The organism is Sphingomonas sp. HMP9 (assembly GCF_013374115.1).
In the GTDB taxonomy this organism is placed as follows: domain Bacteria; phylum Pseudomonadota; class Alphaproteobacteria; order Sphingomonadales; family Sphingomonadaceae; genus Sphingomonas.
On record NZ_AP022673.1, the window covers coordinates 1,522,760 to 1,549,079 of the forward strand.

Annotated in this window: 20 protein-coding genes; 10 read left to right on the plus strand and 10 right to left on the minus strand. The window is 65.2% G+C overall.

The window, feature by feature from the left end; genetic code table 11:
- Window positions 1–282: 282 nt before the first annotated feature.
- The 4 genes from HMP09_RS06755 (at window position 283) to HMP09_RS06770 (ending at window position 5,083) form a co-directional block, all read left to right on the plus strand.
- Entirely contained in the window at window positions 283–1,221 is a 939-nt protein-coding gene (locus HMP09_RS06755) for an ABC transporter ATP-binding protein (protein WP_176499729.1), read from the plus strand.
- A 146-nt stretch (window positions 1,222–1,367) separates the two neighbouring features.
- Complete coding sequence (locus HMP09_RS06760; RefSeq protein WP_176499730.1) at window positions 1,368–1,781, plus strand: hypothetical protein; 414 nt, start codon at window positions 1,368–1,370, stop codon at window positions 1,779–1,781.
- Between the two features lie 469 nt (window positions 1,782–2,250).
- The gene (nadB, locus tag HMP09_RS06765) at window positions 2,251–3,828 is read left to right on the plus strand and encodes an L-aspartate oxidase (RefSeq protein ID WP_176499731.1); all 1,578 of its coding nucleotides are present in this window, start codon (window positions 2,251–2,253) and stop codon (window positions 3,826–3,828) included.
- 118 nt (window positions 3,829–3,946) lie between these two features.
- Window positions 3,947–5,083, plus strand: a complete 1,137-nt coding sequence (locus tag HMP09_RS06770; RefSeq protein ID WP_176499732.1) for a serine hydrolase — start codon at window positions 3,947–3,949, stop codon at window positions 5,081–5,083.
- Window positions 5,084–5,201: 118 nt separating this feature from the next.
- Here HMP09_RS06770 and HMP09_RS06775 read toward each other — a convergent pair whose 3' ends face one another.
- The 5 genes from HMP09_RS06775 to hflK form a co-directional block, all read right to left on the minus strand.
- Complete coding sequence (locus HMP09_RS06775) at window positions 5,202–6,431, minus strand: M20 metallopeptidase family protein (RefSeq protein ID WP_176499733.1); 1,230 nt, start codon at window positions 6,429–6,431, stop codon at window positions 5,202–5,204.
- A gap of 175 nt (window positions 6,432–6,606) precedes the next feature.
- On the minus strand, window positions 6,607–8,253 hold the full coding sequence (locus HMP09_RS06780) for a helicase HerA-like domain-containing protein (protein ID WP_176499734.1): 1,647 nt from the start codon (window positions 8,251–8,253) through the stop codon (window positions 6,607–6,609).
- 110 nt (window positions 8,254–8,363) lie between these two features.
- Entirely contained in the window at window positions 8,364–9,923 is a 1,560-nt protein-coding gene (locus HMP09_RS06785) for a Do family serine endopeptidase (protein ID WP_176499735.1), read from the minus strand.
- 101 nt (window positions 9,924–10,024) lie between these two features.
- Window positions 10,025–10,891, minus strand: a complete 867-nt coding sequence (gene hflC / locus HMP09_RS06790; protein ID WP_176499736.1) for a protease modulator HflC — start codon at window positions 10,889–10,891, stop codon at window positions 10,025–10,027.
- A complete protein-coding gene (gene hflK, locus HMP09_RS06795) occupies window positions 10,888–12,021 on the minus strand; it encodes a protease modulator HflK (RefSeq protein WP_176499737.1) in 1,134 nt (377 codons plus the stop codon). Before hflK ends, hflC begins: the two co-directional genes overlap by 4 nt.
- Window positions 12,022–12,091: 70 nt before the next feature.
- Between hflK and HMP09_RS06800 the strand changes: the two genes are divergently transcribed.
- The 5 genes from HMP09_RS06800 (at window position 12,092) to HMP09_RS06820 (ending at window position 14,867) form a co-directional block, all read left to right on the plus strand.
- A complete protein-coding gene (locus tag HMP09_RS06800) occupies window positions 12,092–13,042 on the plus strand; it encodes an Mrp/NBP35 family ATP-binding protein (protein WP_176499738.1) in 951 nt (316 codons plus the stop codon).
- Window positions 13,043–13,140: 98 nt separating this feature from the next.
- Window positions 13,141–13,569 (plus strand): CoA-binding protein, encoded by a 429-nt coding sequence (locus HMP09_RS06805; protein WP_176499739.1) that lies wholly within the window; start codon window positions 13,141–13,143, stop codon window positions 13,567–13,569.
- Between the two features lie 58 nt (window positions 13,570–13,627).
- Complete coding sequence (locus HMP09_RS06810; RefSeq protein WP_176499740.1) at window positions 13,628–13,963, plus strand: hypothetical protein; 336 nt, start codon at window positions 13,628–13,630, stop codon at window positions 13,961–13,963.
- Window positions 13,964–13,972: 9 nt separating this feature from the next.
- Window positions 13,973–14,392 carry a hypothetical protein gene (locus HMP09_RS06815; RefSeq protein WP_176499741.1) on the plus strand — a complete coding sequence of 140 codons (420 nt, stop codon included), beginning with the start codon at window positions 13,973–13,975 and terminating at the stop codon, window positions 14,390–14,392.
- A 13-nt stretch (window positions 14,393–14,405) separates the two neighbouring features.
- Window positions 14,406–14,867: a hypothetical protein gene (locus HMP09_RS06820; RefSeq protein WP_176499742.1), complete on the plus strand. Its 462-nt coding sequence runs from the start codon at window positions 14,406–14,408 to the stop codon at window positions 14,865–14,867.
- A gap of 243 nt (window positions 14,868–15,110) precedes the next feature.
- Here HMP09_RS06820 and HMP09_RS06825 read toward each other — a convergent pair whose 3' ends face one another.
- Window positions 15,111–16,400, minus strand: coding sequence for a homoserine dehydrogenase (locus tag HMP09_RS06825; RefSeq protein ID WP_176499743.1), 1,290 nt, complete (start codon window positions 16,398–16,400; stop codon window positions 15,111–15,113).
- 91 nt (window positions 16,401–16,491) lie between these two features.
- On the opposite strand from HMP09_RS06825, the gene HMP09_RS06830 reads away from it, so the two are divergent.
- Entirely contained in the window at window positions 16,492–19,239 is a 2,748-nt protein-coding gene (locus HMP09_RS06830; RefSeq protein WP_176499744.1) for a [protein-PII] uridylyltransferase, read from the plus strand.
- Between the two features lie 162 nt (window positions 19,240–19,401).
- Here the strand turns inward: HMP09_RS06830 and HMP09_RS06835 are convergent, their stop codons facing one another.
- The 4 genes from HMP09_RS06835 to HMP09_RS06850 form a co-directional block, all read right to left on the minus strand.
- Window positions 19,402–22,329: a TonB-dependent receptor gene (locus HMP09_RS06835; RefSeq protein WP_176499745.1), complete on the minus strand. Its 2,928-nt coding sequence runs from the start codon at window positions 22,327–22,329 to the stop codon at window positions 19,402–19,404.
- A 412-nt stretch (window positions 22,330–22,741) separates the two neighbouring features.
- Window positions 22,742–23,272, minus strand: coding sequence for a translation initiation factor IF-3 (infC, locus tag HMP09_RS06840; protein WP_176499746.1), 531 nt, complete (start codon window positions 23,270–23,272; stop codon window positions 22,742–22,744).
- Window positions 23,273–23,372: 100 nt separating this feature from the next.
- On the minus strand, window positions 23,373–25,364 hold the full coding sequence (thrS, locus tag HMP09_RS06845) for a threonine--tRNA ligase (RefSeq protein WP_176499747.1): 1,992 nt from the start codon (window positions 25,362–25,364) through the stop codon (window positions 23,373–23,375).
- Window positions 25,365–25,501: 137 nt separating this feature from the next.
- Entirely contained in the window at window positions 25,502–26,317 is an 816-nt protein-coding gene (locus HMP09_RS06850) for an LD-carboxypeptidase (protein ID WP_176499748.1), read from the minus strand.
- Window positions 26,318–26,320: the final 3 nt, after the last annotated feature.

Genomic DNA, 26,320 nt, shown 5'->3' on the forward strand with positions numbered 1-26,320 from the left:
TAGCAAGCGCGTGGCGGACGGGCAATTGCTTCTTCTTGTCCGTCTGTTCTGGGGGAGAAGGAAGAATGGGTTCGCGCGGAGACGCGGAGGCGCGGAGGTGTTGCGCGTGTCGCGCAGCGACCTTCTCAATCACATCCGGCGACGCAGAAAGTGCCGGCAGTGATGTCTCCCGACCGAAAAGCGGGACGCAACACCTCCGCGTCTCCGCGCCTCCGCGTGAACCAAATCTTCTTTAAAGCATGAGGGGATGACCCACACCCCCCGCCCCGCTATGCCGCAGCCATGACCGAAGCCGCGATCGCCATCTCGAATCTCAGCAAGACCTATGCCCCCGTCGGCACCGCCCCGCCCAAGCGCGCGCTCGACGGCGTGACGTTCGACGTGCCGCGCGGCCAGATCTTCGGGTTGCTCGGCCCGAACGGCGCGGGCAAGTCGACGCTGATCAACATCCTGGCGGGCCTCGTCAACAAGACCGATGGCAGCGCGGCGATCTGGGGCTTCGACACCGACGACCATCCGCGCAACGCCAAGGCCTCGATCGGGATCGTCAACCAGGAGATTCTGTTCGACCCGTTCTTCTCGCCGTTCGAGACGCTCGAGATTCAGGCCGGCCTCTACGGCGTCCCCAAGGCGAAGCGCCGCACGATGGAATTGCTCCGCGCAGTCCATCTCGAGGACAAGGCGCACGCCTATGCCCGCACGCTGTCGGGGGGCATGAAGCGCCGCCTGATGGTCGCCAAGGCGATGGTCCACTCGCCCCCCGTCCTCGTCCTCGACGAGCCGACCGCGGGCGTCGACATCGAACTGCGCCAGCAGCTCTGGACCTATGTCCGCAGCCTCAACGCTGCCGGCGTGACGGTCGTCCTCACCACCCACTATCTCGAGGAAGCCGAGCAACTCTGCGACCGGATCGCGATCATCAACAACGGCCGGCTGATCGCCAACGAGCCGACGCGCGAGTTGGTCGGCAAGGCGCAAGAGAAGATCGTCGCGGTCACCGTCGACCGCGACGTCGCGCAGATCCCCGAAAACGCCTGCTTCCAGAAGATCGCGCTCATGGGCACGCGCACGCTGGAGATCACCTATGCGAAGGACCGCGTCAACGCCGGCGAAGTCCTCGCCGCGATCCAGGGCGGCGGCTTCGGCATCGTCGACGTCTCGACCAAGGAACCCGATCTTGAAGACGTCTTCCTCAGCCTCACGCGAGCGGCAAACGCCTGATAGGAAACTCGCGTAGACCGTAGAAGTTCGTTGGTTCAATCTTCAGTCGTTGATGCAAAAATCAAAAGTTTTGCATCAACGACGGTCCAGAGGCCTGCGTGGAAGCGCGCGATTGCGGACGTTCGATCATGGTGGCAGTTTGAGCTATGAGCACCCGATATCAGCAATTGAGAGCGGCTGTAGCGAACCTTGCAGCGCCTGCTGATTTGCAGGCGACCTACTTGGACGGCATTTTCGTTTTATGCACGGGGGGTGGGAGCGCTGAAGGGTACGGCAATATCGAACTTGTTGAAGAGTTCTACGACATTTTTCTGGCTCGGAATCATATGTTTGAATTTGAAGAGATCAGACCGTCTGAGGTCGAGGCCGTAATAAAACTTGATAAGATTTTGAGTTTGATATGTGCAGAGCAGGACGACAGGCTTTGGGCGCGAGAGGCGTTGTTTAGTGACGAACGTTGGACGAAAATTCGGTCATACGCATCGAAAGTTCTCAAGGAACTTCCGGACGAGCCACGCGAGAGCGACTACACGCGGGGCTTAAGTGGGGGCGACAGCTAACTATCAGTTTCCGCCCTCGTGATGCAAAACTCACAGGTCTTACATCACCAACAATTCTCTTGAAATCGAGTGGCTTGCGCGATGCAAAATTCTGATGCGGTTGCTGTGAACAGGGCGATGCGCATTTCGGGAGGTTGGAATCGAAGGAATAGATACGGCAAGCGATGCTCGGTAGACCCAACACCAGCTCGACGCTTCCCCAGATCGATCGGCCCGGCAATGCCCTGGATCAACGCCGGCGCTCTCCCCCCTGTCCTACACCCCCGCTTTTATGCCACAGCGACATCATGCAGGTTCGTCTTCCCCTTTCGCCCGGCCGTCCCGCGTCGAGCGCCGCATCGTTCGGTCCGCTTGACCGCAATGAGACCCCAATACGATCGCGCCAGCGTCTACACTTTCTATACTTCACTTTTCGAAACGCCCTTCGAAACATGCCTAAAGGTCTGATTTTGAACGACGGTCTGTCCGCATGACCAGCGATATCCTGATCGTCGGCTCCGGTGCCGCCGGGCTGACCGCAGCACTGAACCTCGCCGAGCGATTCACCGTCACGGTGCTTGCCAAGGGCGCGCTGAACGAGGGGTCGACTGCGTGGGCACAGGGCGGGATCGCCGCGGTGCTCGAACCCGGCGACACGTTCGAGAACCATGTCGAGGACACGATGGTCGCCGGCGCCGGGCTCAACGACCGCGCGATCGTCGAGATGGTGGTCGAAGGCGCCCCCGCCGCGATCGAGCGCCTCACGCATCTCGGCGTGCCGTTCGAGACGGAGGGGAACGCGCTGCACCTGACACGCGAAGGTGGCCATAGTCATCGCCGCATCGTCCATGTCGCCGACGCGACCGGCTGGGCGGTGCAGGAGGCGCTGCAAAAGGCCGCGGAGGCGCATCCGAACATCACGCTCGTTCCGGACCAGATCGCTATCGACCTTGCGACCGGTCGCCACGAGGAACGCTATTCGGGCGCCGGCAACGTCTGGGGCGTCTATGCGGTCGACCGCAACACCGAGCGTGTCGCGCTGTACACGGCGCGCGCGACGATTCTGGCGACGGGCGGCGCGGGGCGGACCTATCTGTTCTCGACCGCGCCGCGCGGGGCGACCGGCGACGGGATCGCGATGGCGTGGCGGGCGGGTGCGCGCGTCTCGAACATGGAGATGATGCAGTTCCACCCGACCTGCCTCTACAATCTGGAGGTCAAGAATTTTCTGATCACCGAGGCGGTGCGCGGCGAAGGCGGGCGGTTGATCAACCCGTCGACCGGCAAGCGCTTCATGACCTATTACGACGCTGCGCGGATGGAACTCGCGCCCCGCGATATCGTCGCGCGCGCGATCGACGCGGAGATCAAGCGCTATGGTCTCGACTATGTCCATCTCGACATCAGCCATATGCCCGCCGACTTCATCCGCCACCACTTCCCGAACATCCACGAGAAGCTGCTGACGGTCGGCATCGACATGACGACGCAGCCGATCCCCGTCGTCCCGGCTCAGCATTACACCTGCGGCGGCATCGTGATCGACGAACACGGCAAGACCGACCTGCCCGGGCTGTACGCGGCGGGCGAATGCACCGAATCCGGTCTGCACGGCGCGAACCGGCTGGCGTCCAACTCGCTGCTCGAATGCTTTGTGTTCGGCGAGGCGGCGGCAGACAGCATCGCCGCCGCATGGGACAGCCTGCCCCCGCCCCCGCCGATCCGCCCCTGGGACGAAAGCCGTGTCACCGATTCCGACGAAGAGGTGGTGATCAAGCAGACCTGGACCGAGATCCGCCGGTTCATGTGGAATTACGTCGGCATCGTCCGCACCACCAAACGGCTCGAACGCGCGCAGCACCGGATCAAGCTGCTCAACGACGAGGTTGCCGAATATTACCAGCATTTCCGCGTCACGCCCGACCTGATCGAACTGCGCAACCTGCTCCAGACCGCCGAGCTGATCGTCCGGTCGGCGCTGCACCGGCATGAAAGCCGCGGCCTGCATTTCACGCTCGATTATCCCGAGACGTTGCCGGACGCGATCGACACGGTTCTCGTTCCCTGAGTTCGTACCACTTCGGCGCATCCCCGGCGCGCTTCACCGCACCGGGGCTCGGCAGCGGTTTCACACGCGGAATCAACGGATAAGGATCGATGCTTCAAGACGGGGCGAACACCACATCATGACACCGGCGAGTTCGCTCAAACGTCTTCTGGCAACCCCAAAGCTGTGCATTACTTTCGGCGCCTTGGTCGGTACCGCGCTGGCCGGATGCGGATCGGCTTCACGACCTACCCCGCCGGCGGTCGCACCCGTGCATCAGAATGAGGGCTTCGTCTCGATCCCGGTGCCGCCGCCCCTGCCGCGTACCGCGCGACCGGCGCCTGCCAATTTGGTCAACGCGATCGCCGAATTGCAGAGCGGGTTCCAGGGCCGGGCTGGCATCGCGGTGCGCGCGGTCGACGATGGCTGGACGGTCGAGGCCGGTGGGCGCCAGTTGCTGCCGCAGCAATCGGTCAGCAAGCTGTGGGTCGCGATGACCGTGATGGACCTGCGCGACCAGGGCAAGATCCGCCTCGACGAGCCGATCATCGTCCGCCCGCAGGACCTCACGCTGTTCCACCAGCCGATCGCGATGCTCGTCAAGGGCGACGGCTATCGCACGACGGTCGGCGACCTACTCACGCGGGCGCTGACGCATAGCGACAATACGGCGAATGACCGGCTGCTTACGCGCGTCGGCGGGTCGGCCGCGGTGCGGTCGATGATCGCACGCAAGCAGCTGGGTGCGATCCGGTTCGGGCCGGGCGAACGGCTGTTGCAGAGCGGGACCGCCGGGCTGACGTGGCAGCCCTCCTATGCGGTCAATGGCGGATTCCTGACCGCGCGCAACCGGCTGTCGCCGGCGGTGCGCGAGGCGGCGCTGAACGCGTATGTGCGCAATCCGCCCGACGGTGCTGCGCCGATCGCGATCGCCGATGCCATCGCGCGGCTGGCCAAGGGGGATCTCCTATCCGAGACCTCGACGAAGATCCTGCTCGACACGATGGGCCGGTCGGTCACGGGTCGTGCCCGCCTGCGCGCGGCGCTGCCTGGCGGGTGGGAGATCGCACACAAGACCGGCACGGGGCAGGATCTCGGCCGGCGTAACGCGGGCTTCAACGATGTCGGCCTGCTCACCGCGCCCGACGGCCGGCGCTATGCGATCGCGGTGATGATCGGCGACACGATCCGGCCGATGCCCGAGCGGCAGAAGCTGATCCAGAATGCAGCGGCCGCGGTGGCGCAATATGCGGCCACCACGCGGCCGTTGAACTGACCTTCACAGCCCCCCCGTCATCCTGACGAAAGTCAGGATCCAGAGCCAGATACGGCGTCGCCGGTAATCCTGGATCCTGACTTTCGTCAGGATGACGGCGTGGGGGATGCAGCGCGGCTCAGTCGAAGCCGTTCGTCAGGAACCGCTCCGCCACCGCGCAGTGCATCGCGATCCCGTGCGCCATCACCCGCTCGTCGATCGTCATCTTGGTGTTGTGAAGCGGCGGGTTGGTGCGCGGGTCGCTGCCCTCGGGCGCCGCGCCGATGAACGCCATCGCGCCGGGGAGCTTCTGGAGCACGTACGAGAAATCCTCCGCGCCCATCATCGGCGGCATCACCTGATAGGCGCCCTCGCCGCCAATCGCGGTCGCACACGCCTTCATCAGATCGGTCGCGCGCTCGTCGTTGACGGTGACCGGATAGCCTTCCTCGATCGTCGGCATCCCCACCGCGCCGTGCGCAGCGGCGATGCCCTCGACCATGCGGATGAACGCCGCGCGGACCTGTTCGCGCGTCCGCTCCGACAGCGTGCGCATCGTGCCGAGCATCTCGACGGTCGACGGGATGACGTTGTGCGCGGAGCCTGCGTTGAGCTTCGTGATCGACAGCACCGCGGGGTCGGTGACCGCCACCTGCCGCGCGACATAGGTCTGGAGCGCGGTGACGATCTCACACGCGATCGGCAGCGGATCGAGGCAGTCGTGCGGCATCGCGGCATGCCCGCCGCGCCCGGTAATCGTTGCGCGCAGCGTGTCGGTCGACGCCATCAGAGTGCCCGCGCGGCTGACGACATACCCCATCGGCATGTTGGGCGAGATGTGCAGCGCGAACCCGGCCTCGGGCAGCGGCGCATCGAGCAGGCCGTCGGCGATCATGTGGCGGGCGCCGTGATGCCCCTCCTCGCCCGGCTGGAACATGAAGACAACGGTGCCAGGCAGGTCGTCGCGGCGTGCGCACAAGGCTTTCGCCGCGCCGACCAGCATCGCGGTGTGCGAATCATGCCCGCAGGCGTGCGTCGCGCCGTCGATCTTCGAGGCGAACGGGAGCCCGGTTTCCTCCTGCATCGGCAGCGCGTCCATGTCCCCGCGCAGCAGGACGGTGCGCCCGTTGCCGCCCGCCGTGCCGCCGCGCCCGCCGCGCAGGATCGCGACGAAGCCGGTGGTCGAGGTGCCTTCGCGAATCTCGAGCGGGAGGCCGGCGAGCGCGGCCTTCACCTTGTCCGAGGTGCGCGGGCAGTGGAGGCCGACTTCGGGGTCGGCATGGATCGCGCGGCGGAGCGTGATCGCATCGTCGAGGCTGTCCTCGCCGATGCTGGCCCAGTCGGTGGCGGATTCGAGATCGAGGGACATGGTTTGGCTCCTTGAACGGCTTGACCACCACCCCGGCGAAGGCCGGGGCCCAATTGGGAATGTCGATGTAACGGAGCGCCTCCCGACGTTACCTCCGTTCCCCAATTGGGCCCCGGCCTCCGCCGGGGTGGTATGTTTGTTTGGGGGGCAGCCCGCCCCCTATCACGTTGCTAGTCTACCCCCGGAACAGCCCGCCTAAAACCCCGCGCAGCACCGTGCCGACCAGGCCGCCGCTCGACGACGACCGCCGGCGCGACGTCGTGCCGAACACCTGTTTGCCGATCTCGTTCGCCACCTGCCGCCCGATCGAAGAGCTTGCCGCGCGCGTCGCGGAGGTCGCCATCTTCGTCCAGGGCGAGTTCGCCGCCTCGCGCTCGGCCTCGCGCTCCTGACGATCCGCCTCGCGCTGCTCCGCGACCCGCGCGCGCTCGGCCTCCTTGGCCGCCTTAGCCTCGAGCTTCGCCTGCGCCGCCGCCGCCTTCTCCGCCTCGGTGGTCGCCTTCGCCTCGGCCGCCGCGGCGCTCGCCTCCTCGGTTTTCGCCGCGAGCAATTCCTCCGCCGATTCGCGATCGACCAGCGTGTCGTATTTTGCGCCGATCGCATCGGTCTCGATCATCACTTTGCGCTCGGCGGGCGTGATCGGTCCGACGCGCGACGCGGGCGGCTTGATCAGCGTACGCTCGACCGGAGTCGGCGCGCCGTCGGGCTGGAGCAGCGACACGAGCGCCTCGCCGACCTTCAGCTCGGTAATGATCGTGGCGACATCGACGCCCGGATTGGCGCGGAACGTCTCCGCCGCGGCGCGCACCGCCGCCTGATCGCGCGGCGTGAACGCGCGCAGCGCATGCTGGACGCGGTTGCCGAGCTGACCCGCGACGGTGTCGGGAATGTCGATCGGGTTCTGCGTGATGAAATACACGCCCACCCCCTTCGATCGGATCAGCCGAACGACCTGTTCGATCTTCTCGAGCAGCGCCTTGGGGGCCTCGTCGAACAGCAGATGCGCCTCATCGAAGAAGAAGCACAGCACCGGCTTGTCGGGATCGCCGACCTCGGGAAGATGCTCGAACAGCTCGCTCATCAGCCACAGCAGGAAGGTCGAATACAGCTTGGGTGAAGCCATCAGCTTGTCGGCTGCGAGGATGTTGACGATCCCCCGACCACGATCGTCGACGCCGATGAAGTCGTTCATCTCCAGCGCGGGCTCGCCGAAGAAACTCTCCGCGCCCTGCGTGCGCAGCTGGAGCAGCGAGCGCTGGATCGCGCCGATCGACTGTTTCGACACGTTGCCATAGGTGACCGTCAGCTCGTCGGCGCGGCCCGCGCACTCGGTCAGCATCGCCTGCAGATCGTCGAGATCGATCAGCAGCAACCCTTCCTTGTCGGCGACGTGGAAGGCGATCGTCAGCACGCCCTCCTGCACCTCGTTCAGGTCCATCAGCCGCGACAGCAGCAACGGACCCATCTCGCTGATGGTGGTGCGGATCGGATGCCCCTGCTCGCCGAACAAATCCCAGAACTGCACCGGATTGTCGGCATAGGCCCAGCTATCGTCGCCGATCGCCTTGGCGCGCTCGGCAAAGCTCGCATGCGTCTCGGCGGTCGGCGATCCGGCCATCGCGAGCCCCGACAGGTCGCCCTTCACGTCGGCGACGAAGCACGGCACGCCGTTCGCCGAAAACCCCTCGATGATCCCCTGCAACGTCACCGTCTTGCCGGTGCCGGTCGCGCCCGCGATCAGGCCGTGGCGGTTCGCACGCTTCAATTCCAGCGTCTGCGGCTTGCCCTCCACGCTCGCGCCGATGAAGATGCCGTTGCTCATGCTGTCGTCCTTTGTAGTCGGCGCCGACCCTAACCGCGTGCGCCGCAAAGAAAAAGGACCGCCGCTCGGGGGAGCGACGGTCCTTTCAGGCTAATCGTGACGGTCGTGGATTACTTGATCTTGACCGGCAGGAACTGGGCCGGGCTGCGTCCACGCTTGACCTGCAACAGGACCTGCGGGCGACCAGCCGTCTTAGCGACGTTGACCGCGTTCTGGACGTCGACCGCGGTGCGGACGGGCGAGCCGTTGACCGAGATGATGACGTCGCCGCGCTTCAGCTTGCCGAACGCATCACTGGTCTGCGCGACAATGGCGATGACGACGCCCTGCGTGCTCGCCTCGACGCCCACTGCCTGTGCGATCGCCGGGGTGAGCGGCTGGACGCCGATCCCAAGCGCGGCGCCGGCCGTCGGTGCGGCGGGGGTGGCGGAATCGTCACCGTCATCGCCGTCGTCCGTGCCGAAGCCCTGCGCGTCGCCGCCGACCACAGCGGCCAACTTCTCTGCGCTCGGACGCGGCACGACGACCACGTTGGCGACGACAGGCTTGCCGTTGCGCAGGATGTCGAGACGCGCGGTCTGGCCAGGCTTCACGTTCGAGACGAGGTAGGACAGCGACTGGTCGACCGTCACGACCTGCCCGTTCACCTTGGTGACGACGTCGCCCGCGCGCACGCCGGCCTTTGCCGCCGGGCCGCCCGCGGTCACGTCGTTGATCAGCTCGCCCTGGTTCTTGGCGATGCCGAGTGCAGCTGCGGTATCCTCGTTGATCGTGCCGCCCGGCTGCAGCTGGACGCCGATATAGCCGCGCTCGATCGTGCCGCCCTTCATGAAGGTGGCGATGATCGGCTTGGCGACGGCCGCGGGGATCGCGAAGCCGATACCGATATTGCCGCCCGACTGGCTGAAGATCTGCGAGTTCACGCCGATCACGTTGCCGTTCAGATCGAACATCGGGCCACCCGAGTTGCCCTGGTTGATCGACGCATCGGTCTGGATGAAGCGGTCATACGCACCGCCCTGGCCGGTGACGCGGTTGATCGCCGAGACGATACCCGCGGTAACGGTGCCGCCCAGACCGAACGGCTCGCCGATCGCGACGACCCAGTCGCCGACGCGCGCGCCGTTCGAATCGCCGAACTTCACGAACGGCAGATTGGCCGCATCGATCTTCAGCAGCGCGAGATCCGATTCCTGATCCTTGCCGATGACCTTGGCGACATATTCCTTCTTGTCGCTCAGCGTCACCGTGATCGAATCAACCGTCGCGCCCTGCGCGCCCGGCGAAATCACGTGGTTGTTGGTGACGACATAACCGTCGGGCGAGATCAGGAAACCCGAGCCGAGCGAGGCACCCTCGCGCTTAACTGGGGCGCCACCCTGACCGCCGCCGCCGCCCATGCCGCCGAACAGGTCGCCGAACGGCGTGCCCGCGAACGGATTGGCCTGCTGCTTCTGGACGATCGTCTGCTTCGTCGAGATGTTGACGACAGCGGGCTGGAGCCGCGCGACCATGTCGGCAAAGCTCATCGGCGCGCCGGGCTTGGGGGAGACGGCCTGGATCGCGCCCGGCTCGTTCTGTGCGACCTGCGCACCGCTTGGCTGGAGCGCGAGCGTGGCGGTCGCACCGCCGAGGAGAAGAGCACTGGTAATGGCGTAGGCGTAACGCACTAGATGTTGTCCTCTCGTTTCATCAATCGAAACAGATCACCGTTAGGCAGGCCGTCCTGAATGATGCTTGAATATGAACGGCGTTCAAAGGTTCCGCAGGCTTAACGCCCGCGGCCTTCGAATTCCCTCAGATAGCTGTTGTTCGGCGAAAGAATGATCGACGTCGACCCTTCGGGTGCCGCCCCGCCATCTGCACCGAACGTGTGCCGGTACGACTGCATCGCGCGGTAGAAATCGTAGAAGTCGGCATCCTTGCCGAAGCTCTCGGCATAGATCTTAGCCGAATCCGCGTCGGCCTGCGCGCGGACGATCTGCGCCTGCTTCTGGCCTTCTGCGCGGATCGTGATCGCCTCCTGCTGGCGGGCGCTCGACATGCGCTTGAGCGCGCTTTCTAGCGGCAGGCCGACAGGCAGGTTCGCCTGCTTGATGCGGACATCGACGATCTCGACGCCGTACTGGCTGGCGACGCGCTGCAGACCCTTCTGGATATTGTCCATCAGCTCGGAGCGCTCGGGGCTGAGCAGTTCGACGAAGCGTCGCTTGCCGAGCTCGTTGCGCAGCGCAGACCCGAGGATTGGGCGCAGCTGATCGGGGATCCGATCCTCGCTGCCCACCGCGTTCCGCATCTTGCGCGGATCGACGATCCGGTAGCGCGCATAGGCATCGACCTCGAGCCGCAGCTGGTCGGTCGACAGCACGAGCGTGTTGTCGAGTTCGAGATCCTGCACACGCTTGTCGATCCAGACGATCCGGTCGACGAACGGGATGCGCGCAATAAGGCCTGCGCCGGTCTGGCCGAACGGCGTGTTGGGCTGCCAGGCGTTCACGGTGCGGATCGGCTGGCCGAAGCGCAGGATCACCGCCTGCTTGGTCTCGGGGACGATCGCGAAGGTCGATGCGGCCAGGATGACCAGCAGCAGCGCGACAATGCCGGCCACGATCGGACTGCGGAAACTCACGGCGTTCACTGGGCAGCTCCAGACTGGGGGGCAGCCGCCGCCGCGGCCGGCGCTGGCGTCGCCTGGACCGCCTCGGGATTCGGCAGACGCTTGGCATTCGACAGCGGCAGATACGGCACCACTCCGCCCGGCGTTTCGACAATCGTCTTGTCGCTCTTGGCGAGCACCGCCTCCATCGTCTCGTAATACATACGGCGACGCGTCACTTCCGGGGCGAGCTTATACTGCTCGTACACCTTGTCGAACGACGCGGCTTCGCCCTGCGCCCGCGCCACGACCTGCTGCGCATAGGAGCGCGACTGGTTGAGGTTGGCGATTGCCTCCTGTTGCGCAGCCGTGACGGCGTTGAAGTCCTCGACGATCCGGGCGGGCGCGGCGGCTTGCTTGATCGCGACGCCTTGAATGCGCACACCCGACTTGTAATCGTTGAGGATCTGCTGAGTCAGCTCGGCGACGCGCTGCTCGATTACGGTACGCCCCGTCCCGATCGCCTGGTCGAGCGTGGTCGTCGCAACCACCGCACGCATCGCGCTCTCGGCGGCAGCGCGGACGGTGTCGTTCGGCTCGGCGAGCTGGAACACGTAATCGCGCGGATCGGCGATGTCCCATCGAACCGAATAGGCGAGGTCGATGATGTTCTGGTCGCCGGTCAGCGTCAGATTCTCGCCATCGCCGACGGGGAAATTGTCGGTGCGGATCTTCTGGACGTCAACCACGGTCACGTCGGCGATCGGCGCGGGCATCGTCAGGCGAATGCCCGGGTCGAGCGTGCCGGCATATTTCCCGAAATAGCTCACGACGCCACGCTGCTGCGGGCCGATCTGGTGAATCGAGGTGAACAGGATCCAGACGACCACGATGATCGCGACGCCGATCGCCCAGAGCGCGCGGGCGTTGGCGCCCGACGGCAGGCCGCCAAAGCCGCCATTGCCGCCACCACCGCCGCCGGAGCCCCGCGCCTTGCGCAGGAATTCGTCGAGCGCAGTGGGCTTTGCCGTAGCCTTGCGGCCACCCGGCGGTTGCGCCCAGGGGTTGCGAGGGCCGCTGTTACCGTCGTCGCCCGAACCGCCCCAGGGGCCTTTCGGTGTTTCGGTGGCGAGGATATCGGGGCGCTGGAACCAGCGCGAGAAGATCGTCATACTAACCTTTATAGGTAGGCGCGGGAGGAAAAACAGTGCCAAGCGCCCTTAGCGGCCCTATCTGGCCCGCATGATCGACATCGAAGCGGTAAAGGCGGCGGTTGCCGCAGTGGCAGGCAAGCGGGCGACCGTTCGGATGGAAGGGACGCGCGCGGGCATCATCATCGATGCGACCGGGCTCGACCCGCAGGCGCGCGATGCGCTCGAGGCGACCGTCCGCATGGCGGCGACGCAGCCCGGCGTATCGGAAGTGCGGATCGCAGTGACCGCCGAACGCTCGACGCGCAGGTTGATCGCGGTCGCCAGCGGAAAAGGGGGGGTCGGCAAGTCGACACTTGCCGCCAATCTCGCCATCGCGATGTCGCGCGCCGGTCGTCGCGTCGGCCTGGTCGACGCCGATATCTATGGGCCGTCACAACCCCGCTTGATGAACGTCGAGGGCACGCGGCCGACGGCCAAGGACAAGGTGCTCGATCCGGTCGCGACCCCATACGGCGTGCCGCTACTCTCGATGGGACAGCTCGTCGAACCGGGCAAGGCGATTGCGTGGCGCGGGCCGATGGCGGCAGGCGCGCTCGGCCAGCTGGTCGAAGCGGACTGGGGCGCGACCGATACTCTGGTGCTCGATCTTCCGCCCGGCACCGGCGACGTGCAGCTGACCATGGTCCAGAAATACCGGCCCGCAGGGGCCGTGATCGTCTCGACCCCGCAGGATCTCGCGCTGATCGACGCGCGTCGTGCGATCGACCTGTTCGAGAAAGCCGGGATTCCGATCATCGGCCTCGTCGAGAATATGGCGGGCTATGTCTGTCCGCACTGCGGCGAGGCGTCGGACCCGTTCGGCCATGGCGGCGCGGAAGCCGCCGCGCGCGAGCTCGGCATCCCGTTTCTGGGCCGCGTGCCGCTGACGATCTCGATCCGCACGTCCTCCGATGCCGGCACGCCGCCGGCTGCGAGCCCGGACGATACTGTGTTCATGCCAATTGCGGCTCAAGTCGTCGCATGGCTCGGCACCCTGTGAAACCGGCGAGCGCGATCAGCGTTGTCTGATTACCGGTCGTACCCAACGCGTAGAGTTGCGGTACGAGCGGACCAGGTTTCCCCGAAGAGGAGGCATCGATGCCGCTGACCGCCGATGCCGATATCAAGACCCTGCTCGAAGGTGCGCGCACGATCGCGATGATCGGTGCCTCCGACCGTCCCGATCGGCCCTCCTACGGTGTCATGGCCAAGCTGCAGGCGCATGGCTACCGAGTCATCCCCGTCAATCCGCAGATCACCGGCGAGCACATCCACGGCGAATTCGTCTTCCGCGAACTGTCGCAGCTTGGCGACGCGATCGACATCGTCGACATCTTCCGCAACTCGGCCGCCGCTGGCGAAGCGGTCGACCAAGCAATCGCAGCCGGAGCCAAGGCCGTCTGGATGCAGCTGGGCGTCGTCAACGAAGAAGCAGCGGCTCGCGCCGAAGCCGCCGGACTACAGGTCGTGATGGACCGGTGCCCGGCGATCGACATTCCCAGGCTCGGGGTCACCAAGATCGAGTAATGACGCTTGCCCCGGCAGACGATCGCGGCCAGTCTGCGTGTCTGTCCGGGAGGCGTCAATGCTGGTCATGCTGTTGCCGATACTGGTCGAGGACCCGCTGATCGCGACCGCGAAGGCACGTATGGCGGCCGAGCGCCCCTGCCCCACGATCGTCGACTCAACCGACATCACCGTTTGCGGCATGCGGACCGCAGACCGGTTTCGCGTTCCGTTCGTCGTCCATGACGCGGGTGATCCCAAGCATGAAAGCGTTCGTAACGAGCGCACGCGCCTGTTGCATCGTACCTCGCCGCTCGACGATCTCAGCCCGTTCCAGGTCGGCGGCGGTATGGCGGGCGTCACCATGACCGTCGGTGGCGAAGGCGGCACATCGTTTCGCAAGCCTTCGCCGTAGGGATTCCGGATGATCGCCATCATCGTCTCTGCCCTTCTCCAGGCGGCCGCTGTCTCTGCGGTACCGCCCGTTCCGCAGCGGTTCTCGATCCTCGTCGACCCGTGTGCCACGCAGACGCAGAACGGCAGCGAGATCGTCGTCTGTGGCAAGTCCGCGACGGTGACCCCGCGTCTGCCAATGCGCGACGACCGTGGCCCTCCTGATCACCCGGTCGCTTCCAATCCCGAACTCAGTGCCGTCCGCGCACTACAGCTTGAGAACACGCCCTGTGCGGCAAGCCAATGGGGGTGCCAGGTGGGCTTCGGGCCGCCGATCGTGCCGATTGCAAAGGCTGCGGTGGGATTGATCAAGAGCGCGCTCGCGAAGAAACCCGACAAGCGCGGCCGCGTGCCGATCGACCTCGATGGTCCCGCCGGCACCGTGAACTAGGCCTGGGCCTGCCATGATCCTGCTATCGATCCTGCTTCAAGCCGTTGCCCCGACTGCGCCGATCGTCGCACCGCCGCTTCAACGCTGGTCGATCCTCAATCCGCCCGCCTGCCCTGGTTCCAGTCCGACCGAGGTCGTCGTCTGCGGTGGGAAGGGCGCTGCCGAGCAACGCCTGCCCCTGCCCGGCGAACGCCAGCCGCAGGATCGACCACGCCAATCCACCGGCGACCCTCGCGCGGCGCTCGACAATGCCGGGCCAGTGTGTCCGCCGGGAGGGTGCACCGGGGTCGATCTGCTGACGGTTCCAGTCGTGCTGATCCGCGGTGTGGGCGCCCTGATCGATCCGCATAGCTGTTGCGAGAATGGCGAGGGAAAGGACGCTATGGCGCTGGTTCGGGACGTCGGGCGGAAGTTTCGGAAAAAGCCGGACACGTCGAACCGCGTACCGATCGTGCTGGAGGATCCGGCGAAGTAAATCAGCGTTCCCCGCGGACTGAGCCAGCATGTTTCCCCGCGAAGGCGGGGACCCAGTCTGGGCTCCCGCCTTCGCGGGAGAACAAGGCGGGTTCGCGTTGTTGTCCTCCACCTCGGCGAAGGCCGGGGCCCAGTTGGAGGACGGCGCTAACTGAACGCACGTGTCGTTACTATGGCCTTTCCACCTGGGCCCTGGCCTTCGCCAGGGTGGTTGACGTTGAGTAAGACGGTCTGCCCCCTCGCCTCAATCGAGAATGTGCATCCACATCGGCTGACCAACCAGACTCTGCGATCCCCGCAACTTCTCCAGCGCCTGCGCGATCGAGCGTTCCGGGCTTTCATGCGTGACGATCGCGACCAGCACGCTGCCATCCGAAATCGCCCCGCGCTGGATCAGGCTCTCGATCGACACGCCTGCATCGCGCATCGCCGCCGCGATCTCGGCCAGCACGCCGACCCGGTCCGCCACGGTAAAGCGCAGATAGGCGCGTCCGCGTCGTTCGCCGCTGTCTGACTTGGGCGCAGCGGTAAGCGATGCGACCGGCATCGCGAACGGCGGGCCGAACTCTCCGCGGGCGATGTCGATCAGATCCGCAACAACCGCGCTCGCCGTCGGTCCATCGCCCGCGCCGGCGCCCTGGAACAGCAACCGGCCGACGAAATTACCCTCGGCTACGACGGCGTTGAGCGATCCGGTGACGTGTGCCAGCGGATGATCGATCGGCACCAGATGCGGATGCACACGCTGGAACAGCCCGTCCGTCCCCGCTTCCGCGAGCCCGAGCAGCCGCACGCGGTAGCCGAGCGCGGCCGCTTCGGCGATGTCCGCGCCCAGCAGATGCCGGATGCCGCTGATCGCGACGTCGTCGAACGCCGGCTGCGTCCCGAACGCTACCGCAGCCAGGATCGACAGCTTGTGCGCCGCATCGACGCCATCGATGTCGAAACTCGGATCGGATTCGGCGAACCCCAGCGCCTGCGCCTCGGCGAGCACCTCGGCGAAATCGCGGCCTTCCGATTCCATCTTCGACAGGATGAAATTGCAGGTGCCGTTGAGGATGCCGTAGACGCGCGCGATCTCGTTCGCCGCGGCGCCTTCGCGCAGGCCCTTGATTACCGGGATCCCACCCGCGACCGCCGCCTCGAACTTCAAAGCGACCCACGCGGCTTCGGCCGCCTGCGCCAGCTCAAGCCCGTGATGCGCGATCATCGCCTTGTTCGCGGTGACGAAATTGCGTCCCGCCGCCAGCGTGCTGCGCGCCAGCGTCAGTGCCGGGCCGTCCGACCCGCCGATCAGCTCGACCACGACGTCGGCGCCCGGCTGCTTCGCCAGCGCAGTCGTGTCGTCGACCCACGCGAACCGCGACAGGTCGACGCCGCGGTCCTTGCCGCGGTCGCGCGCGGAGACCGCGACGATCTCGATCTCGCGCCCGGCCCGCCGCGCGATCAACTCGCGGTTCGCATCCAGCAATCGGATCACACCGCCGCCAACGGTCCCGAGCCCGGCAAGGGCCACACGCAATGGTTCGCTCATTTTCGTCCTCCACTCGCGCGTCCGGTTACGTTTCGCGGGCAGTTTGCGCAATCCTGATGACGCACGGGCGTTACGCCCCTATCTGAACATCATGTCCGGCCGTTTCGATCACCTCCCCAACCGTCGCACGATCATCGATCGCCGCGCCGTCGCCGAAACCATCGCCGCCTTGGAAGGCGTGGACGCAACCGCACTTCGCCGCGATGCGACCGCACTGCTGAAGACTGCGTTGGAGAAGGGGCGGATCGAGGTCGAACGTCGTTTGATCGAGCACCCGTCGCGCGGATTGGAAGCGTCCAGCGCACAGGCCTATCTGATCGATGCGCTGCTCCGCATCCTGTTCGATTTCACGACGCAGCGTCTCTACCCCCTGCCTAACCCGACGATCGGCGAGCGGCTGACGCTGATCGCGGTCGGCGGCTATGGCCGAGCCGAGATGGCGCCGCATTCCGATGTCGATATCGGCTTCCTGACGCCCGGCAAGCAGACGCCCTGGGCCGAGCGGGTGATCGAATCGATGCTGTACGCGCTATGGGATCTCGGCCTGAAGCTTGGCCAGTCCAGCCGCTCGCTCGACGAAATGGTGCGCCAGGCCAAGGCCGACGTTACCGTGCGCACCGCGCTGCTCGAGGCGCGGTTCGTCTGCGGCGACACCGAGCTGTACGAACAGGCCTCGCACCGCTTCAAGACCGAGGTCCAGGCCGACACCGCGCGCACTTTCATCGCCGACAAGCTCGCCGAACGCGATGCGCGCCACCGCAAGATGGGCGACACGCGCTACGTCGTCGAGCCCAACGTCAAGGAGGGCAAGGGCGGCCTGCGCGATCTCCACGCGCTGTTCTGGATCGGCAAATATATCTACGACGTCCAGCGGGCCGCCGAACTGGTCGAGGTCGGGTTGTTCACCAAGGCCGAATATCGCCTGTTCCACCGCGCGGACAATTTCTTCCAGGCGGTGCGCTGCCATCTCCACAGCATCACCGGCCGCGCCGAGGATCGCCTCACCTTCGACCTGCAACGCGAGATTGCTGACCGGATGCGATTCTCCGATCGCCCCGGCAAGTCGAAGGTCGAGCGGTTCATGCAGTTCTATTTCCTGCAGGCGAAGACCGTCGGCACGCTCAGCGGCGTCTTCCTCGCGCATCTCGACGAGAAGTTCGCCGCGCGCGGACGGCGCTTCGGCCTGCCGACGATCCGCCGCTCCCCACGCAAGCTCAACGGCTTCGTGCTCGATCGCGGCCGGCTTGCGCTGCCGAGCGACGACTTCTTCCAGGCCGATCCCGAACGCCTGATCGAGATCTTCCAGCTCGCCGACAAGCATGGCGTCGAGATCCACCCGCTCGCGATGCGCGCCGCCGCGCGCGACGCAAAGCTGGTCGACGACGTCCGCACGAGTCCGACCGCCAACGCGCTGTTTCTCGACGTGCTGACGTCCCCGCGCGATCCCGAACTCGTGCTGCGCTGGATGAACGAGGCGGGGGTATTCGGCCGGTTCGTGCCCGACTTCGCGCGCGTCGTCGCGCAGATGCAGTTCGACATGTACCATCACTACACCGTCGACGAGCACACCATCCGCGCGATCGGGCTGCTCGCGCGGATCGAGAACGGCGTGCTGAAGGAGGATCATCCGCTCGCCAGCGCGATCTTCGAACAGATCGTGTCGCGGCGCGCGCTGTACGTCGCGGTGCTGCTGCACGACATTGCCAAGGGCCGTGGCGGGGATCATTCGATCCTGGGGGCGGAGGTCGCACAGCGGCTGTGCCCGCGCTTCGGGCTGACGCCGGCGGAAACCGAGACCGTTACATGGCTGGTCCGCTGGCACTTGCTGATGTCGGCGACCGCGTTCAAACGCGACCTTAGCGACTTCAAGACGATCCTCGACTTCTGCGACGTGGTGCAGAGCCCAGAGCGGCTGCGGCTACTCCTCACGCTGACGATCGTCGATATCCGCGCGGTCGGTCCGGGCGTGTGGAACGGCTGGAAACGCCAGCTGCTCGGCGATCTGTACGAACTGGCGGAAGAAGTGCTGCGGCTGGGTCACAAGCAGAAGGGCCGTGCCGAGAGGATCGCGGCCAAGCAGGCGCATCTTCGCGACGAACTCGGATGGAGCGAGGAGGTGTTCGCAACGCTCGTCCACCGCCTGCCCGAAGCCTATTGGATCGCCGAACCCGAGGACGTGCTCGCGCACAACGCACGCTTCCTCGCGAGCACCGGCGATGCCCAGCTCGCGATCGACGCACATGTCTATCCAGGGCGCGGCGCGACGCTGGTGACGATCTACGCGGCCGATCATCCCGGCCTGTTCTACCGCATTGCGGGGGCAATCCACGTCGCCGGCGGCAATATCATCGATGCGCGGATCCACACCACGCGCGACGGGATGGCGATCGACAATTTTCTCGTCCAGGATCCGTTCGGACGGCCTTTTGATGAATCCGGCCAGTTGGCGCGTCTTAAAACGGCGATCGAAGACGCGCTGGCGAATCGCGGCAAGCTCGCTGATCGTCTGGTGGCAAAACCCCTGCCCCGGACGCGCGCGGAGGCGTTCGACATAGTTCCAAATGCGCTGGTCGACAACAAGGCGTCGAACCGGTTCACGGTGGTCGAGGTCAATGCGCGGGATCGGCCGGCGCTGCTCAACCAGCTCGCCAATGCGCTGTTTCAGTCGAAGGTGACGATCCACTCCGCGCATGTCGCCACCTATGGCGAGCGTGCGGTGGACACGTTCTACATCACCGATCTGACGGGCGACCGGATCACCCAGCCTGCGCGGCTGAGGACGCTCGAGCGCAGATTGCTGGCGGCGGCGGCCGGCGAAGAGATCGATCTGGCGGCGTAAGCGGCCCCGTTCTCCCGCGAAAGCGGGAGCCTAGGGTACCGAAACGCAGCGCTTGTGACCCGGGACTCCTGCGTTCGCAGGAGAACCGCCGAGCCACTTTGAGACACGAAAAAGCCGACCCGCAGAGACCTGCGCGCCGGCTCTTCACGTAAGGCTACCCGATCAGAAGCGCGAGCGCAGCGTCAGGCCGTAGGTGCGTGGCTCGGCAAGGAAGGCCGAGTAGAGCGCGTTGCCGGTGCCGCCATAGGCAGCGACGTTGGCCGATGACCCTGCGCCCTGGAACGGCGTGTTGAACGCGACCTGGATGTAGTTCTTGTTGAACACATTCTGCGCCCAGAACTCGAGCGCCCAGATCTGGTCCTTGCCGCGCAGACCGACGCGGGCGTTGACGACGGCGAACCCATCCTGCTTCTTCTCGGGCGCCAGATCGGACCCCGTGTTGTAGTCGGAAGACAGGCGGCTATCGACATAAAGCAGACCCGACAGGCCGTTCCTGCCGATGTCCGGCGTCCAGGCGAACGACGTGGTGACGACGTTCTTTGGCGCGTTCGACAACTGGCTGCCCGGGAGCAGGAAAAGCGAACGGTCGAGCGCCTCGCCGGTGGTCGAGCTGCCTACCAGGTTCTTGCGGGCAAACGTGTCGGCATAGGTGTAGCCTGCGGTGAAGGTGACCTGCTTGATCGGCGACATCGTTGCTTCGAGCTCGACACCCTGCGAGATCACGCCCGCCTTCTTCGCCCGGTCCGGGGCGCAGGTGCCGGTCTGCGCACCGGTGACGGGGTTGAAGCCGTTATCGCTGTCGAGACCGTTGAGGTTGTCCTTGCAGCCCTGAACATTCTGCACGACGAAGATCGAGCCGTTGAACGTGTTGAGCTGGAAGTCGGTGAATTCCTGGCGGAACGCAGCGACGTTCAAGGTAAACTGGCGCGTGTTGAACTTCGCACCGATCTCGTAATTGTTCACCTTCTCGGCATTGAACCGGAGGCCCGGCGCATCGGCGTCGCTGCGCGCCGAGAGCACGCCGTTGACGCCGCCCAGATCGGACCGGTCGAGGTTGTAGCCGCCCGCCTTGTAGCCCTTGGCATAGGAGGCATAGGTCAGCAGCTTGGTGAACGGCTTCCACGAGAGGACCGCGGTGCCGGTGAACTCGCCGTCGCCGAAGCTGTCGTTCAGGTTCAACGCGTTCAGCGCCGTGCTCGAATTGCCCGTGCAGGTCAGCGTCACGATCCCCTGCGCAAACGCCGTTGCGGCGCTCTGCGACTGAGTCAACGGTGCCAATGCGGCCTGCTGGATCGGGCAGACGCTGTTGCTGTTCTTGAACGCAGCGTTGAACTTCTTGGTTTCGTGCGTGTAGCGAAGACCGCCGGTCAGCGACAATGTGTCGGTCAAGTGCAGGATGTTGTGCGTGAAGAACGCGTAGTTCTCGCTCTTCTGCCGGTAGATCGAGCCCGAATCGCCGACGTTGTTCACACCGCCGCCAAGCCCGGGACCACCCGTCAGGCGATCGAGCGCAGCGGTAATAAGGCCGCCTGCGGAATTCGCTCCGCCAAACGCGCCGGTGATCGTCGCGCGCCCCAGCGCGCTCATGCAGCCCGGGTTGTTCTGGTTCTGCAACGCGGCAACCGGGCTGACCGTCGCAACGAGGCGGCACGCGGCGAACTGGCCGTACTGCGATCCGAACTTCGCGTTGTCGACGAGCTTCAGAGTCTCCTTCGAATAGAAGCCACCGACGAGCCAATCGAGCTTGTCGTTGAACAGCGAGCCCTGCAGCCGCGCTTCCTGCGTGAAGGTATGGAACTGACGATAGGCGTTTCCGTCGTCGGCACGGTTCGTCAGATCGATATTGGTATAGTCGATGTCGCTGACATTGCCCGACTTGTATTCGCGATACGCGGTGATCGACGTGAAGGTGGCGCCGCCCAGATCCCAGTCGGCCTGCACCGAGCCACCATAATCCTTGGTCGTGTTGCGATAGGTCTGGCCCGGCGTCACCGCCACCTGCCGGCTGTACGGATCGGCCTTGCTGCCCGCGAGCGGGAACACCGCGCCCTGGCGACGCAGGATATCGACGATGCGGTTGCTCGCATTGTTCGTGACCGCGCCGTCGGCGTTGACCGTGCCAAAGAACGGCGCGACGCCGGCGGCATTGGCGGTTGGATCGGTCGTCTCGACCTGGCTGTAATAAACCGCGCCGCAGCAGCTTTCCTTGCGATGCGAATAATCACCGATCATCCGGAAGCTCAGGCGATCGGTCGGATTGAACAGCAACTGGCCGCGGACGAAGTAGCGATCGCGGTCATTGATGCGGCTTTCGGAGCCGTTGGCGGCGGTCACGTTCTTGTAGAACCCGTCGCGCTTCACATAGACGCCGTCGACGCGGAAGGCGAGCTTCTCGGCGATCAGCGGTCCAGTGATGCCGGCGGCCAGGCGCTTCTGGTCGTAATTGCCGTAGGTCGCCTCGGCGTTGCCGTGCCAGTCGAACTCGGGCGAGCGCGTGATGATGTTGATGAGGCCCGCCGACGCGTTGCGACCGAACAGCGTTCCCTGCGGCCCACGCAGAACCTCGACCCGGTCGATCTCGCCGAGTTCGTTGAGGCCGACACCGGTACGACTGCGATAGACACCGTCGATGAAGACCGCGACCGAACTTTCGAGGCCGGGATTGTCGCCGACCGTACCGATTCCGCGAATACGCGCCGATGCGTTCGATTCGTTGCCCGTCGATGAGATCAGCAGCGACGGCGCGAGCTGGTTGAGCGAGCGAATGTCGCTGCCGCCCGAATTCTGCAGCGCGGCCTGGCCGACCGCGGATACCGCGATGGGTACGTTCGACAGACGCTCCGAGCGACGGGTCGCGGTGATCACGATGTCGCTCGAGTTGCCGGTCTCGCCGATCGCGCTGGCAGCACTGGCTGCGCGCGTCGTGTCGGCGTCGGTCGCGCCGTTCGTCTGACCCGCGACCGAGGCATTGGCGGTCCCCTGCGACGGCGTCGCCTGTGCTTCGACGGTGGAAGTCGCCTGCTGAGCGAACGCCGGTGTGACGATCGCAACGGTCGCAACGGCGGACAACAGATATGCGGTCATACGCATCGGCATTCTCTCCCTGGACGTGTCCGAATGTTTTCGAACTTATGGTTTGGACGTTAGGTAGAGATATATAGCCACGAACGTCTAGTGATTTCCGCATACGGAAAGAGATTTTTGAATAGTGTGTCTCCAAATCGTCACAGAGTGGCAGGCACCAAACCCTAGTTTCAAATCGCAACTATTCTACCGAGCGGACTGCTAGCGCTCTCACGGGATCCTGCTCGCCACCTCGCACCGGAGGTGTGCGCCTCGCCTAAGATCGGCGTCCATCCGCAGACCGACATGGAACCGACCCCTCGCTACAGGCAGGGACTGTAGGTCGACGACCGACGGAGCACATGAAAAAAGCCGGCCGATCCCAAGGGACCGGCCAGCCTATCAAACGTATCGTGTAACGGCCGCAGCCGCCGCGTCGTTACTTCGGCGCGAGCACCATCAGCATCTGGCGGCCTTCCATGCGCGGATACGCCTCAATCTTGGCGATCTCCGCAACGTCGTCCTGGACGCGCTTCAACAGGTTCATGCCGAGCTGGCCATGGCTCAACTCGCGACCGCGAAAGCGCAGCGTGATCTTGACCTTGTCGCCCTCGCCGATGAAGTCGTTCACCTTCTTCATCTTCGTGTCGTAATCATGGTCGTCGATGTTCGGACGCATCTTGATCTCCTTGATCTCCTGCGTCTTCTGCGACTTGCGTGCGAGGTTCGCCTTCTTCTGCGCCTCGTACTTGAACTTGCCGACATCGAGGAACTTGGCGACGGGCGGATCGGCGTTAGGCGACACCTCGACCAGGTCGAGGCCGTGCTCGGCTGCCTGCTCGATCGCTTCGCGCGTAAACATCACGCCCAGATTCTCGCCCTCGTGATCGATCACGCGGACCTTCTGGCTCTGGATGAATTCGTTGAATCGCGGGCCGTTCATTGCGGGCGTCTGCATCGGCCGGCGCATCGTGGGAGGACGTATGGGGGTTGCTCCTGAAGTTTCTGACAAAGTATTTGGGCCGGCATATAGCGCAAAAACGCGTGCTCCGATAGCCGGCCCTCTAAGGTCACATATCGGGTGCGCGCGCCTCGTCCGCAAGACGCATGATCGCCTCGTCGAGCGTCAGGATGGTCTGCGCCTGGCTGCCGAGCGTGCGCAGCGCGACCTTGCCCTCCTCAGCCTCGCGCTTGCCGACGACGAGCAGGTTGGGCACCTTCGCCAGGCTGTGCTCGCGCACCTTGTAGTTGATCTTCTCGTTGCGAAGGTCGGTCTCCACGCGAATCCCGGCCGCTTTGAGCTTCGCCGCGACCTCGATCGCATAGTCATCGGCATCCGACACGATCGTCGCGACGACTGCCTGCACCGGGGCGAGCCAGAGGGGGAAGCGGCCTGCATGATGCTCGATCAGGATGCCAAGGAACCGCTCGAACGTGCCGAGAATCGCGCGGTGGAGCATCACCGGCCGGTGCCGCTCACCATCCGCACCCACATACGACGCGTCGAGTCGCTCGGGCAGCACGCGGTCCGACTGGATCGTACCGACCTGCCACGTCCGGCCAATCGCGTCGGTCAGGTGGAATTCTAGCTTAGGCGCATAGAACGCGCCCTCACCCGGCAGCTCCTCGAAATTCGCCTTGATCGTGTCGCTCAAGCCCGACTGCATCACCGCCTCGCGCAGTTCCGCCTCGGCCTTGTCCCACATCGCGTCTTCGCCGAACCGCTTTTCCGGGCGCAGCGCGAGCTTCACTGCATAATCCTCGAAGCCCAGATGCTTGTAGACGCTGTCGAGCAGCTCGCAGAACTTGCGCACCTCCTCGACCAGCTGGTCCTCGCGGACGAAGATATGCGCGTCGTCCTGCGTGAACTGGCGGACGCGCATGATGCCGTGCAGCGCGCCATGCGGCTCGTTGCGGTGGCAGCAGCCGAACTCCGCCATCCGGATCGGCAGGTCGCGATACGACTTGATTCCCTGCTTGAAGATCAGGACGTGCGCCGGGCAGTTCATCGGTTTGAGCGCCATCAGGTCGCCCTCGCCCGACAGAATTGCACCCTCGTCCTCTGCGTTCGGGATCTCGTCGGGTACGACGAACATGTTCTCGCGGTACTTGCCCCAATGGCCGGACTGTTCCCACTGCTTGGCGTCCATCAGCTGCGGCGTCTTCACCTCGGCATAGTCCGCAGCATCGAGCCGCCGGCGCATATACGCCTCCAGCTGGCGCCACAGCACGAAGCCGTTGGGATGCCAGAACACCGAGCCCTGCGCCTCGGACTGGAGGTGGAACAGGTCCATTTCCTGCCCGATCTTGCGGTGATCGCGCTTGGCCGCCTCCTCCAGCCGGAACAGATGCTGGTCGAGCTGCTTCTTGTTGAGCCAGCCAGTGCCGTAGATGCGGCTGAGCATTGCGTTCTTCTGGTCGCCGCGCCAATAAGCGCCGCTCACGCGCGTCAGCTTGAACGCAGCCGGGTCCAGCTTGCCGGTCGACACCATGTGCGGCCCGCGGCACATGTCGAGCCACTCGCCCTGGCGATAGATCGTGAGCTCCTCGCCCTCGGGCAGCTCGGCGGCCCATTCGGCCTTGAACGTCTCGCCCTGCTCGGTCCAGCGGTCGATCAGCTGTTGGCGGCTCCACACCTCGCGCAGGAACGGCTCGTTGCGGGCGATGATCGCGCGCATCTCAGCCTCGATCGCGGGCAGGTCCTCGTCGGTGAACGGGCGGTCCTTCGGCGCGAAGTCGTAATAGAAGCCGTCGTCGGTCGCCGGCCCGAACGTGATCTGCGTGCCCGGGAACAGGTGCTGCACGGCTTCGGCCATGACGTGCGCGAGATCGTGGCGCACGAGTTCGAGCGCATCGGCCTCGTCACGCGCGGTCACCAGCGCGAGGTTCGTGTCCCCCTCGAACGGACGGCTGAGATCGCGCACCTGGCCGTCGATCCGCGCGGCGAGCGCCGCCTTGGCGAGGCCCGGCCCGATCGCCGCGGCGACGTCTGCGGGCGTAGTCCCGGGCGCAACCTCGCGGACGGAACCGTCGGGAAGCGTAATGCGGAACATGGCGGACATGGGGAACTTTCTCGTATTGGAAGAACGGCGCTTATGCCGTCGCGGGGCCGATATAGGCAACCCGCCTCGCACGACACCCCCCTCCCGTCATCCCGACGAAAGTCGGGACCCAGGGCCAAGCAGCACCGTCCCCCGGATCAAACCACCCCGAACGGCACGACCCGGTTCGCCTGCGTGTGTCCGATCTCCGCGCGCCCCAGATACGGCACACCCATGTCGCGGCTCCAGCGCACCATCATGTAGTCGAGCGTCTCGCCCCAGGGCGGTTCATTCTCCTGCACTGCGGTCACCGCGCCGAGCCGTAGCCCCGCAATCCCCTTCAGCTGCGTGGCGTTGGCGACTTTGAACAGCATGCGGTCGATCGCGTACATTGGCTCGGACACTTCCTCGACGATCAGCACGTGATCGGTGAGGTCCGGCAGCCACGGCGTGCCGATCAGCGAGGTGAGGATGCTGAGGTTGAACGCCGCCGACGGCTGCCCGCCCAGTCCGGGTTCGAGCCCTGTGCGATCGCCGCGCACCATCCAGCCAAGCGACCGCGCGACCGTCGCTTCGCCGTCGTGGCGGTTGATGTCACTGACCATCGGGCCGTGGATCGGCCGCCCGATCCGCCGGGCATAGAGTGCACCGAGCAGGAAACCGACGTCGGAATAGCCGAGATACGTCTTGTGACGCGCGGCGCGGCCGAGTTCGGGCATCACCATCGCCAGGATACGGTTCGAACCATAGCCGCCACGCAGGAACCAGATCGCATCGAACGTCGGATCATTGGCATATTCGAGGAACGCCGCCGCACGCCGCATGTCGGAGCCGGCAAAATGGCCGTCGGTTTCCAGGCATTGCGGGTGGAAGACGAGCGCGACCTCGGGGAACGCGGTGGCCGCATAGGCGGTGATCTTGGCGATCGCCGCGGGATTGGTCCGGCTCGACGCGGCGAGCACACCGATACGCATTGT